Here is a 13,173-nt window from a genome sequence, read left to right on the forward strand (position 1 = left end):
TCGGCGGTGGACACTCGATCATATGACCGCGGAAACCGAGGTGGACGGCGTCACCCGCGAGGACTACGCGCACATGATCGACCTCGACGACGATCGCACGGCAGGGCACCGGTACGAGCTGAGTTTCCGGTACACCTGCCGCGACGGGCTGCTCCTCCGATGGTCGGTGCAACTGGTGGCCCGCTGCTCAGCCTCCGGGCACGCCGAGACTCTGTTCGCGGGTGGTCGATCCGTCCTCGAACCCGCATCGCCCTCGCATCACGACGTTGCGGCGGCCGGCTCCGACGGCGACTTCGACACGGCGTGCGACTTCTACGAGCACCGGTGGCGGGCCCTGCTCGACCCGGCGGGCGGCAGCCCGCGGGGTGAGGCCGAGCAGCGTCACCTGTCCGACGGGCTCACCCTGTACGGGCGTACGTGGCGCAACGCCGCCGGCCGTGCGCTCGCCGGCCGGCTCGCGTCGTTCGCCGAGGTCACCGTGCTCGCCCTGGGCACCGACCCCGCGTTCCACGTCATGCGCCGCACCGCCGCCCACTACCCCGACCCGGTGGTCCTCGCCGTCTACCAACCCGTCGGGCAGCGCATCGACCTCAGCCTGGTCGACACCGCGACCGTGGAGGCGTTGATCGACGACCCCGGTCCGCTGCGCACCGGACCGGACACCAGCGCAGGCGCCCTGCTCACGGGCGTCGGATCCGCCGGACTGCTGCATCCCGGCTACATCGGCTCCACCACCGCCTGCGTCTCCGAGCTGACTCCGCCGCCCCCGGTCAGCTGACCACTTCGCGCGTCAGGAGGTCGACCACCGCCGCCAGCGTGCCGACGCGCGCGAACTCGGCCCGCTGCCTCTCGGCGCCCGTGCCCTCCCGCAACACGGTGTCGAGCCCCGACTCGAGGAACGCCCGATCACTCGCGCCGAGCCCCGGGGCCACGCACTCGTTCAGCATTTCCAGCTGCAGGCGGATCGGCAGGGACCGCTCCGTGGCCGGGCTCGTGCATTCCCCGTCGAGTCCGTCGCGAGCCGCGCGCCACAACTGCGCCCGCAGCAGCTCGCCGCGCAGCCACGGCACGGCGAGGCCGTCGTCCAGCGACCGTAGCGCCCACCCGACGAGCCCCTTCACGACCACCGCGTAGAGCGCCGCGTGCGCCGCGGTCATGGCGACGTCCGCGATCCGGACCTCGATGGTCGGTTGCTTGTCGGAGAGCCGGACGTGCCAGTAGATCATTCCCCGATCCATGGCGGCACCGGTTCCGATCATGGCGCCGACCGTCGCCTCGTACTGGTCCGCGGAGTCGAAGTGGGGCGGCGGTCCCGCCGACGGCCACCGCGACCACATGATGTGCCGCCAGCTGTGATACGCGGTGTCGTGCCCACTGTGGAACGGGGAGTTCGCGGCGAGCGCGAGCAGCACGGGCAGCCAACTGCGGACCAGGTTGCTCACCTGTACACCGACGTCGCGGCTCGGGATCCCCACGTGCACGTGACAGCCGCACGTGGTCACGGTGTCCACGATCGACCCGAAGTGGCGGGCCATCTCCTCGTACCGCGGGCTCGGGGTGATCGCCGGGGGCAATCCCTCGACGATCAGGGACGTCCCGCTGGGCAGCAGCAACAGGTCGCGGCCCGCGGCGGCCTTCGCCAGCCGGCGGCGCAGGCTGCGCAGTTCCTCGTGCAGTTCCTCCCCCGTGTGGCACACACCCGTCGCCGTCTCGATCTGGCATCGGGCGAGTTCACGCTGAAGCCCGTGAATGTCGTGGCCGGCCTCCGTGACCACGTCGGGTCCCGCGGCGGAGAGGTGACCGGACTCGTCGACGAGGAAGAACTCCTCCTCGACTCCCACACTGAGGTCGCGACCCGATTCCGTTGCTGCAGGGCTCATTCAGGAGGTATCCCCCGTTCCGCGGATACGAAACCGGGGCCGCCGCTCAGGTGAAGCCGATGACTTCCTCACCCCAGGCCCGGCGGAGTTCCCGGTCGGGGTCGGCGACGACTGCGTCGTTCTTGCCGATCAGCAGGGTCGTGCGATCCGCCTCGTCGTACCGTGGCCAGCCGACCTCCTCTCCCGTTCCGTCCGGGGTGCCCTCGGTGGCGAACGACAGCCACCGTCGCTGGATCCGCTCCGACACGTGACCGGCGGTTCGGTGCCCACCGAGCTTGAACGTGGGGTCGTGCGGGACGACGCCGAAGTTCCCGAAGACGTACGGCACCTCGGTGCCGTGGGTGGCGCCGATCCGCGCGGCGCGCAGGAACGGTGTCGCGTAGTCGAAGCGGTACAGCCAGGCCGGGGCGACGCGGCTGTGCGCTTCCGCGATCCACAGCGTCGGCATCCGGAACGCGGCATCCCGCGAGATCTCCATGGCCGAGCGTTTCTTCGGGTAGTCGGGATATGCGGCCGCCACCTCCTGTTCCTCGTCCGCCGGGAGGTCGGGGTGATCGGCGGCGATCGCCACGAACATCTGATGCACGGCGTCCGGCGTGATCGGCATCAGGGGCGACTTCATCAGCCGGAACATCGACGACTCGTCCTTGTTCGTCCCGATCAGCAGCGGAATTCGGTGTGCGAGGCCTTTTCGGAATGCCGCGACGGGGTAGTGCGGGACCACGTCGCCGTCGACGGTCGGGGCAACCGCCAGGGTGCCGGGGACCCGTGCGGGCACCTGCTGGACGAGTTCGACGCAGGCCTTGGTCAGCACGTCGACGGGCAGGTCGCGGAGTCGGCCCGCGTCGGCGGGCGCGACGTCGAGCAGCTCGAGGAACGATTCGGCGATGCTCGCGGCGCGGTCTCTGCCGTAGACGGAGGTCGCGGGCGAACTCTCGGCGATCGCGCGATGGAACAGTCCCTCCGCCGGCGGGGACGTCATCAGCGTGGTGACCGCGCCGCCACCGGCGGACTCCCCGAACAGCGTCACGTCACCCGGGTCGCCGCCGAATGCCGCGATGTTGTCGCGGACCCAGGTCAGTGCCGCGATCTGATCGCGCAGGCCCAGGTTCGTGTCGAACCGATGCTCCTCGGTCGAGAACGAGGAGAAGTCCAGGAACCCCAGCGCACCGAGCCGGTAGTTGAACGTGACGACCACGACGTCGCCGCGTTCGACCAGACGACTCGGATCGAACATGCGCTGCCCGGACGAACCGAGGTAATACGCCCCGCCGTGGATCCACACCATCACCGGCCGCGGTCGCTCCGTGTCCGTCGCGGGGGCGAAGACGTTCAGGGTGAGGCAGTCCTCGTCGATGGTCAGACCGGGATCGATGGGCAGCGGGCCGTGCTCGTTCTGCGGTGCGATCGGACCGAACCGGGAACAGTCGCGCACCCCGGCGAACGGTTCGGGCGCGCGCGGGGCGCGGAGCCGCCACTCGCCGACCGGCGGTGCGGCGTAGGGAATGCCTTTCCATGACCGGACGCCGTCGAGGCGGACACCCCGCAGCGTCCCCTGGCCGATGGTCACCTGTGGGTCCTCGGTGCGCGAAACCATGCCGCCATCTTCGCCCGGGACGACCGCCCCCGGAGTCCGATCGGGAATTCCTCCGGCCCGGACCTGCGGCGACCGCCCTCTCTGGCAGACTGAATCAGTGAGCCGGGCACATGCCCGCACGCTGGAGGAACCGATGCGAGACACAGTGCCCGATACGACGCGCTCGCAGGCTGTCGGCAGGTCGGCCGCGACGTTCGCGACCCTCGCCGATCTTCTCTACGCGGGCCAGGATTTCGGGCACGTTCACCAAGCCATCTGCGACGCCGCGCCACTACTCGTCGAGGGCTGTGACCACGCGAGCCTCATGCTCCGGGAGGGATCCCGCTACGTGACGGCCGCGGCCAGCGACGACGTGGCCGCCCGCGTCGACGAGTACGAGCGCGACGAGAACGAGGGACCGTGCGTCGATGCCATCGTCAGCGACACGCCCCAGTTCGAGACGGACCTCTCCACCACGTCGCAGTGGCCGCGGCTGTCGGCGCGGGTCCTGGCCCACACGCCGGTGCGCGGTGCGGCCGGATTCCGCCTCGTGATCCTCGGGCGCAAGGTCGGCGCCCTCAATCTGTTCTCCGACACGGCGGGAGCCCTCGACACCACGTCCGTCGAGCAGGGCATCATGCTCGCATCGTTCGCGGCGGTGGCACTGGCGGCCGTCCACGAGCACGCCGAGGCCGAGACACTGCGGGCAGGCCTGGCCAGCAACCGTGAAATCGGGAAGGCCGTGGGTCTGCTGATGGCGTTCCACAACATTCCCGAGACTCAGGCGATGGAGATTCTCCGCACCACCTCGCAGGACATGAATCTCAAACTGGCGACGGTGGCGCAGGAAATCGTCGCTCACCATCACCGGAAGGTGACCTGACCGCTGTCGGTCAGTCCACCTCCGGCGCATCGGGGTTACCCGCAATGCCGAGCATGGACAGGAGCATGCGGCAGTCTTCGGCGTCGAGTGACTGGGCAGCAACGACCCGTTGCGCTCTCCACACCTGCCCGGCGTCGAGCTCGTCGTCCACATCGAGATCTGTCCGCTCCGATTCCGACATTCGCCCTCCAATGCGGGTGCGTTCCAAGACCGTTCACCTCAACATCTGCCACCGGATGGTAGTCGGTGTTTCGGTGTCGCATACGCACATCGGGAATCGAAGTCGAAACGATACAGAAGTCGTTCCGCCGCCATCCGGCCGAGCGTGCCGAGCGCCGCGCTCCGGAGACGAAAGTCACAGCGGCACAGCATATATCAGGAAGTTGTCAGCGCCCGCAGCGGCTCACTCAACTCGTTGGCGAAGAATCCGAAGAAGCCGTCGACGTCCGGCCCCGCGTTGATCAGCGCCAGATGATCGAACCCGGCATCGACGAAAGTGCCTGCCACCTCGAGGTGCCGCCGGACGTCCGGACCGCACGCCATGGCCTCTCGGACGTCCTCGGTGCGGATCGACGACGCCGCCGCCTCGAAGTTGATCGGATTCGGCAGTTCCGCTTGAACCTTCCATCCGGTCAACCCGAACCGGAACAACCGATGCGCCGACTCGACCGCGGATTCCTCGTCACGCGCCCACGCGAGGGGCACCTCCCCGTATTTCGGCCCCGACCCACCGGCCCCGGCATAGGCCTTCACGAGGTCCGGATCCGCTTCGGTGGCGAAGAGTCCGTCGCCGAGTTCCGCGGCGATCCCGACGGCCTCCGTGCCACCCGCCGCGACTGCTATCGTGGGCGGCACGTCGGGGAGATCGAAGACGCGCGCGTCGTCGAGGTTGAGGTGCTTGCCCTCGTACGAGTGGTAGCCACCCGACCACAGCAGGCGGATGATGTCGATCGCCTCACGGAGCATCTGGTGCCGGATGGTCACCGACGGCCAACCGCCACCGACGACATGTTCGTTCAGCCGCTCCCCCGAACCGAGTCCCAGGGTGAACCGGCCCTCGCTGAGGACGGCGGTCGTGGCCGCGGCCTGCGCGATGATCGCGGGGTGATATCGGACGAACGGGCAGGTGACGCCGGTCGCCAGACCGATCCGGTCGGTCCGTGCCGCGGCGGCCGCGAGCATCGACCACACGAATCCCGAATGACCGTGACTGTAGAGCCAGGGGTGATAGTGATCGCTCACCTCGACGAAGTCGAAGCCGGCCTGTTCGGCCTCCACCGCCTGCCGCACGATCTCCCGCGGATCGAACGTCTCGGCCATCAGCTTGAACCCCACCTGCATGTCGTCGTCCCTTTCCTCGAGTTCTGCGCAGGTTTCCCGGATCCGGACGCGCTCACACAAAGCGACCCAGCGACGACGGCCAGATCGGCGCCCACACCACCAGCACACCGATCGCGATTCCCGCCAGCACCAGCCGGGGTCCGCGCCTGCGCAGCGTCACACCGAGCGCCACGACTGCACCGAGGACGATCGCCGCACCAGCGGGCCCGGAGGGCACCGGAATCGAGGCACCCGGAATCCGCGCGCCCCGCTCGGCCACGGTGACGAGCCACCACAGCGGCCACTGGGTCACGCGCACCACCACTTCCGCGACGGGAACACTGACCCCCGCGATCAGCGCGGTGACCGCTCCGGCCACGGTGATCACGCCGACCACGGGGGCGACCAGGATGTTCGCGCAGATTGACACCAGGCTCACCGTCCCCGCCATCGCGGCCACGATCGGAGCGGTGACGGCGAAGGCGGCGACGGATACCGCCACCGTCTCGGCCACCGCCCGCGGCCAGCCGCGGCCCACCAGCACGTCGACCCCCACCGGCGCGATCACGATCAGCCCCGCAGTGGCGGTCGCCGAGAGAACGAAGCCGAAGTCCACCGCCAACTCCGGTGACCACGCCACCAGGGCGATGACACCGACCGCCAGCGCGGGCATCGCCTGTTTCCGCCGTCCGGTCACGAGCGCCAGCAGGGCGACCGAGCCCATCGCCGCGGCGCGCAGCACGCTGGGTGACGGTCTCGCGATCACCACGAATGCGATCAGCGCCGCGGCGGCCAGCGCCGCACCCGCGCGAGGACCGAGCCCCACCCCTCGGACCAGGAGCAGCACCGCTCCCAGCAGGATGCTGACGTTCGCCCCGGACACCGCCGTGAGATGCGTCAGTCCGGTCGTGGTGAAGTCGTCCTTCACCTCCCGGGGCAACGCCGAGGTGTCGCCGACCACCAGCCCCGGCAACAGTCCTGCCTCGTCGGCAGGCAGGACGGCGGCGGCAGCGGCGAACCGCGCACGCAGGGCGCCTGCCCACCGCTGATGCGGTGGCGCGGGACCGACGTCCGCGGGCGGTCCGGACACCCGGACCGCGGCCAGGCTCAGGTCTCGGTGCCGCGGAGGGCTCACCTGACCGCGCAGGACCACATCCTGCCCCGGCAGGAGCCCGAGCCACCCGTCCGCCGGGGCGAGGACGACCACCGCACCGCCCGAGTGGATCGTCTCGGTGGCCCTGCGGATCTCGACGACGTTCGCGTTCACGAGGACGGTTCGTCCGAAGCCGGCGATCTCCTGGGGATCGTCGGCAAGGGTGACGACGAGCGTCACCCACGTCTCGTTCCGGGCGAGTTCGGTCATCGGGTGCCGTTCCACGGCCTGGACCCGCCAGGCCACCCCTGCAGCGCAGCAGGACCCGAACAGCACTACCGCCAACGTCCCGGCCGTCCACCGCCCCGGCCCCCGCAGGGCGCATCCCGCGGCGAGGAGAACCGCCGCTCCCGACAGCGTCGCCACGAGGCCCCACGCCGCCCGGGAGCCTCCGAGGATACCGATCAGCGTTGCGGCCCAACATATCCCGGCGAACGGAATAAGCCGCAGGTCGAGGAGCCGCGGTTCGTCGTCGGGCATCACAGCGTTACCTGGCCGCGCAGCTTCTCCAGCCGCACCGGCCCGATCCCGTCCACCTCCCCCAGTTGCGAGATGTCGGTGAATTTGCCATTGGTCGTGCGCCACGCGACGATCGCCGCCGCCGTGACGGGCCCGACACCGGGAAGTGCGTCGAGTTCCGTCTCGGTCGCCGTGTTGAGGTTCACGAGCCCTCCGCCCGTGGCGGCCGCTGCGCCTGCGGTCCCCGGCGATCCCGCGGAGGCACCGCCCACCGCGCTCGGTGGCGCCTGGGTGGTCGCGGCACCTACGAGCACCTGATCGCCGTCCGAAAGTCGTTGAGCCAGATTCAATCCGAGGGTGTCACCGCCGTCGCGCACTCCCCCGGCAGCGGCGAGAGCGTCCGCGACCCGGGAGCCCGGTGGCAACCGGACGAGACCGGCCGACGCCACCAGTCCCACGACGCTGACGACGATCTCCTCCGCCGGGGCGGGTGCCGACGCCGCCGCGGCGGGAGTCGTCGTCGCCGGGGCCGGAGTCAGGGAATGCACTCCGGCGGCGGGTAACGACGGAACGGACTGCGTCTCCGGCCGATCGCTGCGCACGCCCAGCACGGTGGCCGTCGCGACGACGATTCCCACCACGATCAGCACCAACGCCCCGGACCGCCCGGGATCGAATCGTGCGTCCCGCCACCGGTCCGGCAGCGAGAATCCGCCCCGGCGGCGTTCGGCGGACCACGTCGCGTCGCCGTCGAGGACGGTCCCGCTCGGCTCGGCCAGCCACTTCGGCGCCGCCGGTGTGTCGGGTGGCACCGCGTCGCGTTCCCCCGACGTCAGGAACGCGAGCCGGGTCCGGCCCCTCGAACGTTCTTCCCTGATGCCCATGGACGCGACGGTAGAGTGCGCCGTCCATGGAATCGCCGCGACGACCAGGCTTTCCGAATCGGCCTGTGGATCAGTGCGAAGTTGTGGATGAATCGCGGTCTTCGTGGTGCAGGGCGGGTTCCGGGCACAGCACGATGCCGATGGCGCCCACCCCGACGTGGGCACCGATCACCGAGCTGAATTCGGTGACGACGAGGTCACTGACCTGCGGAATCCGGTCCTTCAGCTGCTGCGCCACCGCTTCGGCGCGCTGCGGGGCGTGCATGTGATGCACAGCGACGGCCGTCCTGTCCAGACCTGCCAGCTCCACCGCGGCGTCGACCATCCTGGCCATCGCCTTGGTCGAGGTGCGCGTCTTCTCCTTCAGAACCAGCCGGCCGTCCACGAGATGCAGCACCGGTTTCATCGCCAGTGCGGTGCCGAGCAGCGCGGCGGCGGTGCCGATGCGGCCTCCGCGACGCAACTGATCGAGCCTGTCGACGACGATCAGGCAACGCCCGCGGCTCGCGACGTCGACCGCCCGCCGGTACGCCGTCTCGAGGTTGGCACCGTCCTTCGCGGCCCGCGCGGCCTCGAGGACCGGGTAGCCCAATCCCATTCCGGCGGACTGGGAGTCGACGATCCGCACCCGGCCGTCGAATTCCTGCGCCGCCTGGCGGCCTGCCTCCCACGTACCGGACAGCTGCCGGGAGATGTGGACCGCGAGAACGCCTGCGCCCTCACTCAGCTCCAGCGCTGTCGCGTACGCCTCGGACAGCTCGCTCGGGGACGCGCCAGACGTGGTGACACCGGCAAGATCCTCGGGGAGCGCGTCGATGCCCTCCCGGAAATCCTGGCCGCCGCTGAGGACATGGAGCGGGACCACCTGGATCCCGTACTGCTCGACGAGTTCGGGCAGGATCGAGGCCGAAGAATCGGTGACGACGACGACGGGCATCGGACTACTCGGCTCCGCTCGACACCGGGTCGGCCGGAACCGCACCCTCGGCGGAGTCGGGAACGACTCCCGCCGCGCGGAGCGCGGTCAGCATCGCCGCGGCCACCTCGATGTGTCCGTCCCAGCCCCAGTGGATGCCGTCCGGATTACCCTGATCGCTGAAGACGTTGGCGCGCACCGCCTCCGCGAGGTCGACGAGGGGCACGTTCTTCTCCTCCGACCACGCGGTGATGGCGGCAACGGCACCGGGGCGACCCGCATGCACCTTGCCGTAGGCCTCGCTGCGATGCACGGACGGCAAGGTCCCGATGACGGGCAACTCGGGGCGCATGTACTCGAGCGCCGCCCGTGAGCTCTCCAGATATTCGACACTCAGCCGCGGGGGCAACGCCACCGGCCACCCCAGCGGGGACAGCCTGGGCTGAAGCCACTGGTAGCCGGCCCGCACGACGCGGCGCAGCGCGGGCGGGCGGACGTAACGTAACTGTTCCCGCAGCGCCGTCGGGAGCGGGGACGGAAGGGAGTCCATGCCACCGACCGCGAACACGACGGCACCGGCGCGGGGAACCGCCGACCACACGCGTGGGTCCTGGGTCAGCGCCCACCACACGTCGCGGCTGGTCCAGCCGATCCGCGCCACCAACTCGACATCCCAACCGAGTTGACGTGCAACGATATTGGGCCAGATGTCCGGGTGATCGGACGGGAGACCGCCCTTGGGTCCGTAGTACGACAGCGAATCGGCGAGCACGAGCAGGACGGGGCGTTCCCCGGAACCGGCATCCACGTCAGAGGACGTCACTGGCCACACTCGCAGAAGCGTTCCACACGTCGAGGCGCCAGTTGAGCGAATCGGGGTTTCCGTACGCACTCAGCTGCACCCAGCTGGTGTTGCCCAGCCCTCCCAGCACCGGCCAGCGGTCGACGGGCAGATCCAGCAGGGCGGCGGTCAGCGCGGCGATCAAACCGCCGTGCGCGACCAGGACCACCGGCTTCTCCGCCCAGTCCTCGTGCTTCTCGAGGAGTTCGGCGACCACCGGCTTGCTGCGGCGGGCGACGTCGATGCGACTCTCCCCGCCGGGCGGTGCCCACGTCGCGTCGCCGCGCCACGTGGCGCGCGCGCCGGGTGCGCGCGCGTCGACGTCGAGGTGCGTGAGCCCCTGCCAGTCACCGAGATGCGTCTCGCGGAGACGCTCGTCGATCTGCACCGGCAGACCGGCGTTGTCGCCCACCTCCACCGCGGTGTCGTAGGCCCGCCGCAGATCGGAGGAGACAATGGAGATCGGTCTGCGCCCGACGAGCGCGGTGGCGGCGGCGCGGGCCTGCGACCGCCCCAGCTCCGACAGTTCGGTGTCGAGCTGACCCTGCATGCGGTTGTCGGCGTTGTACTCGGTCTGCCCGTGGCGGAGCAGGATCAGACGTCGCGGGGCGCGGGGGGCATCCGTCACAGCTCGGACTCCTCCGCCTCGGCGGCGGTGCCCGCACCGTTCGCGTCGGCCGGGCCGTGCAGCCCGAGACCCTCGACGGGCACGGTCGGGCAGTCCTTCCACAGCCGGTCGAGTGCGTAGAAGTTGCGCTCCTCGTTGTGCTGGACGTGGATCACGACGTCGACGAAATCGAGCAGTGCCCAACGGCCTTCGCGGGTGCCCTCGCGCCGCACCGGCTTGTGACCTGCCTCACGCAGTCGATCCTCGATGTTCTCGACGATCGCGTTGACCTGTCGCTCGTTGGGGGCGGAGGCGATGACGAAGCAGTCGGTGATGACCAGCTGCTCGGAAACATCGAGCACCACCACATCGGAGGCCAGCTTCTCGTCGGCAGCCACTGCCGCGATGCGTGCCATCTCGATGGCTTCGGTCGTTGCGCTCACGCGATGTTCTCCCAGTTCGGTTCGAAAAGTGCTGACTAACTCTTGGTCTTGTCCGGGGCCGGTTCGGACATCGTCGTCGCGCCGTCGAGGCGCTCGGAGTCCGGTGGCCGGTACAGGTTCCGTTTGGAGATGTACTGGACCACACCGTCCGGCACGAGGTACCACACAGGACGGTGTCGACTGGCACGCCGCCGACATTCCGTCGAGGAGATCGCCAGAGCCGGGATCTCGATCAGCGTGACCGCGTCCTCCGGCAACGCGTCCAGGTGACCGGCCAGATGTTCGGTGTTGAGATCGAATCCCGGGCGCGACACCCCGACGAACTTCGCCAGCGAGAACAGTTCCTCCCAGTCCTGCCAGGACAGGATACTCGCCAGGGCGTCCGCACCGGTAATGAAGTACAGCTCGGCGTCCGGGTGGTAGCTGCGCAGATCACGCAGAGTGTCGACGGTGTAGGTGACCTTCTCCCGGTCGACGTCCACCCGGCTGACGGAGAAACGCGGATTCGACGCGGTGGCGATGACCGTCATCAGGTACCGGTCCTCGGCCGGGCTGACGCCCTTGCCCTGCTTCTGCCAGGGCCGGCCGGTGGGCACGAAGACGACCTCGTCGAGGCTGAATCGATCTGCCACCTCACTGGCTGCCACGAGGTGACCGTGATGAATGGGGTCGAAGGTGCCGCCCATGACTCCCAGGCGGCGCCGACGCGCGCCCGCTGCTCCCTGTTCCACGAGTGACGAGCTTACGTGTTCACACCGGCAGCAACCCGGCGACCACCGACGCCAGCTGCTGAGCGGATCGGCATTCGTGCATGCTGATGACCTCGTTGTACACCTTCGCCGCCGAGTCGCCCGTTCCCCACTGACCGCGGGGCTCCGGGTTGAGCCAGTGCGCGTGCTTCGCCACCGACACGAGCCGGGCCAGGGCCTCCAGATTCGGGTCGCGGTAGTTGTTGCGGCCGTCGCCGAGCACCAGCAGCGACGTCCGCGACGTGATGCTCTGGGTGAACCGTTCGGCGAACACCCCGAACGCGTTGCCGTAGTCGGAGTGCCCGTCGTAGCCGACCAGGTCGGCTTCCCGGATCATCCGCGACACGGCGCTGCCGAGGTCGGCTCCCGCGTCGAAGAAGCGGGTGACCTCGTCGGTGGTGTCGATGAACGCGAACACCCGCACCCGGGAGAACTGCTCGCGCAGCGCGTGGACGAGCAGCAGGGTGAAGTGGCTGAAACCCGCGACCGAACCCGACACGTCACACATCACGACCAGTTCGGGGCGCGCCCGCCGGGGCTTGCGCTGGACGAGGTCGATGGGCACACCGCCGGTGGACATCGACTTGCGCAGGGTTCGGCGCAGGTCGATCGAACCGGCCCGGTTGCGGCTGCGCCGCACGGCCAGGCGGCTGGCGAGCAACCGGGCCAGCGGGGTGACGTTGCGTTTCAGCGCCGTCAGTTCGGCGTCGGACGCGCGCAGGAAGTCGACTTCCTCGGCCAGTCGGGGCACGCCGTACGACGCCACCCGTTCCTTGCCGAGGTTCTCGGCCGACCGTCGCCGCGTCTCCGTCTCGATCATCTTCCGGAAGTCGGCGATCCGCTGGGCGGCGGTGCGCTTGGCCACCTCGGATTCGTAGCTTTCCGTCGTTCTGGCTTCGCCGTCCTGCTGGTTGCCCAGGAGTCCGTCGAGGATCTTCTTCAGCAGGGTTTCCGGCGCGACGTCCCGCAGCGCCTGGTACGCGGAGAACGACGGGCCGTTCGCCGACTGGTACTGCCCGAGTTCCTCGACCATCTGCGCGGTCAGGAGCTCGGTGAGCTCGATCGCCTCCGGCGACCCGTCGGTGAGGAGTTCGACGATCAGCTCACGTAGCGCCTCGTAGTCGATCTCACCCTTCGCGTTCCGCGGCAGACTCGTGTCGATGGCCCCGTCCGCCCGGCTTCCGACCGCCGCCGGGAACCAGAGTTCGAACAGCGCGTCGAACGTGGGCCGGTGGGTGGGTCGCCGCAGCAGCGCGCACGCGAGACCCTCGCGCAATGATTCGCGGTCGAGCAGATCGAGGACCGACATCACCCGACCGGCGTCGACCGTCTCGGACGGTCCGACCATGATGCCGCGCCGCCGCAACGCCTCGACGAAGTCGACGAGATGCCCCGGCAGCCCGTGCGGCGCCGCGGGACCGCCCGGCTTCGACCGGGACGCGAGTGGACCACCAGCAGCCAT

The 13,173-nt window shown here is 69.6% G+C and carries 14 protein-coding genes; 2 read left to right on the forward strand and 12 right to left on the reverse strand.

Annotation, left to right across the window (positions count from 1 at the left end; genetic code table 11):
- The first annotated feature begins 22 nt into the window (after window positions 1-22).
- On the forward strand, window positions 23-778 hold the full coding sequence (locus CJ177_RS38080; protein WP_005248019.1) for a hypothetical protein: 756 nt from the start codon (window positions 23-25) through the stop codon (window positions 776-778).
- Here the strand turns inward: CJ177_RS38080 and CJ177_RS38085 are convergent.
- A complete protein-coding gene (locus CJ177_RS38085) occupies window positions 771-1,880 on the reverse strand; it encodes a glutamate--cysteine ligase (RefSeq protein ID WP_005248022.1) in 1,110 nt (369 codons plus the stop codon). The two genes, CJ177_RS38080 and CJ177_RS38085, sit on opposite strands and share 8 nt — an antisense overlap.
- A 46-nt stretch (window positions 1,881-1,926) precedes the next feature.
- Window positions 1,927-3,477 (reverse strand): carboxylesterase/lipase family protein, encoded by a 1,551-nt coding sequence (locus CJ177_RS38090; protein WP_095870186.1) that lies wholly within the window; start codon window positions 3,475-3,477, stop codon window positions 1,927-1,929.
- A gap of 133 nt (window positions 3,478-3,610) precedes the next feature.
- On the opposite strand from CJ177_RS38090, the gene CJ177_RS38095 reads away from it, so the two are divergent.
- On the forward strand, window positions 3,611-4,339 hold the full coding sequence (locus CJ177_RS38095; protein ID WP_061699888.1) for a GAF and ANTAR domain-containing protein: 729 nt from the start codon (window positions 3,611-3,613) through the stop codon (window positions 4,337-4,339).
- 10 nt (window positions 4,340-4,349) lie between these two features.
- Here the strand turns inward: CJ177_RS38095 and CJ177_RS47715 are convergent, their stop codons facing one another.
- The 10 genes from CJ177_RS47715 to CJ177_RS38140 all read right to left on the reverse strand — a co-directional run bounded on the left by CJ177_RS47715 (window position 4,350) and on the right by CJ177_RS38140 (window position 13,173).
- Window positions 4,350-4,520 carry a hypothetical protein gene (locus tag CJ177_RS47715; protein ID WP_005261277.1) on the reverse strand — a complete coding sequence of 57 codons (171 nt, stop codon included), beginning with the start codon at window positions 4,518-4,520 and terminating at the stop codon, window positions 4,350-4,352.
- 194 nt (window positions 4,521-4,714) lie between these two features.
- Window positions 4,715-5,680 (reverse strand): LLM class F420-dependent oxidoreductase, encoded by a 966-nt coding sequence (locus CJ177_RS38100; RefSeq protein ID WP_095870187.1) that lies wholly within the window; start codon window positions 5,678-5,680, stop codon window positions 4,715-4,717.
- Window positions 5,681-5,732: 52 nt separating this feature from the next.
- Entirely contained in the window at window positions 5,733-7,292 is a 1,560-nt protein-coding gene (locus tag CJ177_RS38105; RefSeq protein WP_061045304.1) for a ComEC/Rec2 family competence protein, read from the reverse strand.
- Entirely contained in the window at window positions 7,292-8,155 is an 864-nt protein-coding gene (locus CJ177_RS38110) for a ComEA family DNA-binding protein (protein WP_005248035.1), read from the reverse strand. Before CJ177_RS38110 ends, CJ177_RS38105 begins: the two co-directional genes overlap by 1 nt.
- Window positions 8,156-8,225: 70 nt before the next feature.
- Complete coding sequence (locus CJ177_RS38115) at window positions 8,226-9,092, reverse strand: DegV family protein (RefSeq protein WP_061045305.1); 867 nt, start codon at window positions 9,090-9,092, stop codon at window positions 8,226-8,228.
- 4 nt (window positions 9,093-9,096) lie between these two features.
- Window positions 9,097-9,894, reverse strand: a complete 798-nt coding sequence (gene octT, locus CJ177_RS38120; protein ID WP_005248040.1) for a diglucosylglycerate octanoyltransferase — start codon at window positions 9,892-9,894, stop codon at window positions 9,097-9,099.
- A complete protein-coding gene (locus CJ177_RS38125; protein WP_025432936.1) occupies window positions 9,881-10,540 on the reverse strand; it encodes a histidine phosphatase family protein in 660 nt (219 codons plus the stop codon). Before CJ177_RS38125 ends, octT begins: the two co-directional genes overlap by 14 nt.
- Window positions 10,537-10,962, reverse strand: coding sequence for a ribosome silencing factor (rsfS, locus tag CJ177_RS38130; protein WP_005248044.1), 426 nt, complete (start codon window positions 10,960-10,962; stop codon window positions 10,537-10,539). Before rsfS ends, CJ177_RS38125 begins: the two co-directional genes overlap by 4 nt.
- A 35-nt stretch (window positions 10,963-10,997) precedes the next feature.
- Entirely contained in the window at window positions 10,998-11,648 is a 651-nt protein-coding gene (gene nadD, locus CJ177_RS38135) for a nicotinate-nucleotide adenylyltransferase (protein ID WP_005261284.1), read from the reverse strand.
- A gap of 64 nt (window positions 11,649-11,712) precedes the next feature.
- The gene (locus CJ177_RS38140) at window positions 11,713-13,173 is read right to left on the reverse strand and encodes a VWA domain-containing protein (protein WP_005248048.1); all 1,461 of its coding nucleotides are present in this window, start codon (window positions 13,171-13,173) and stop codon (window positions 11,713-11,715) included.

Source organism: Rhodococcus sp. ACPA1, from assembly GCF_002300195.1.
GTDB lineage: Bacteria > Actinomycetota > Actinomycetes > Mycobacteriales > Mycobacteriaceae > Rhodococcus_F > Rhodococcus_F opacus.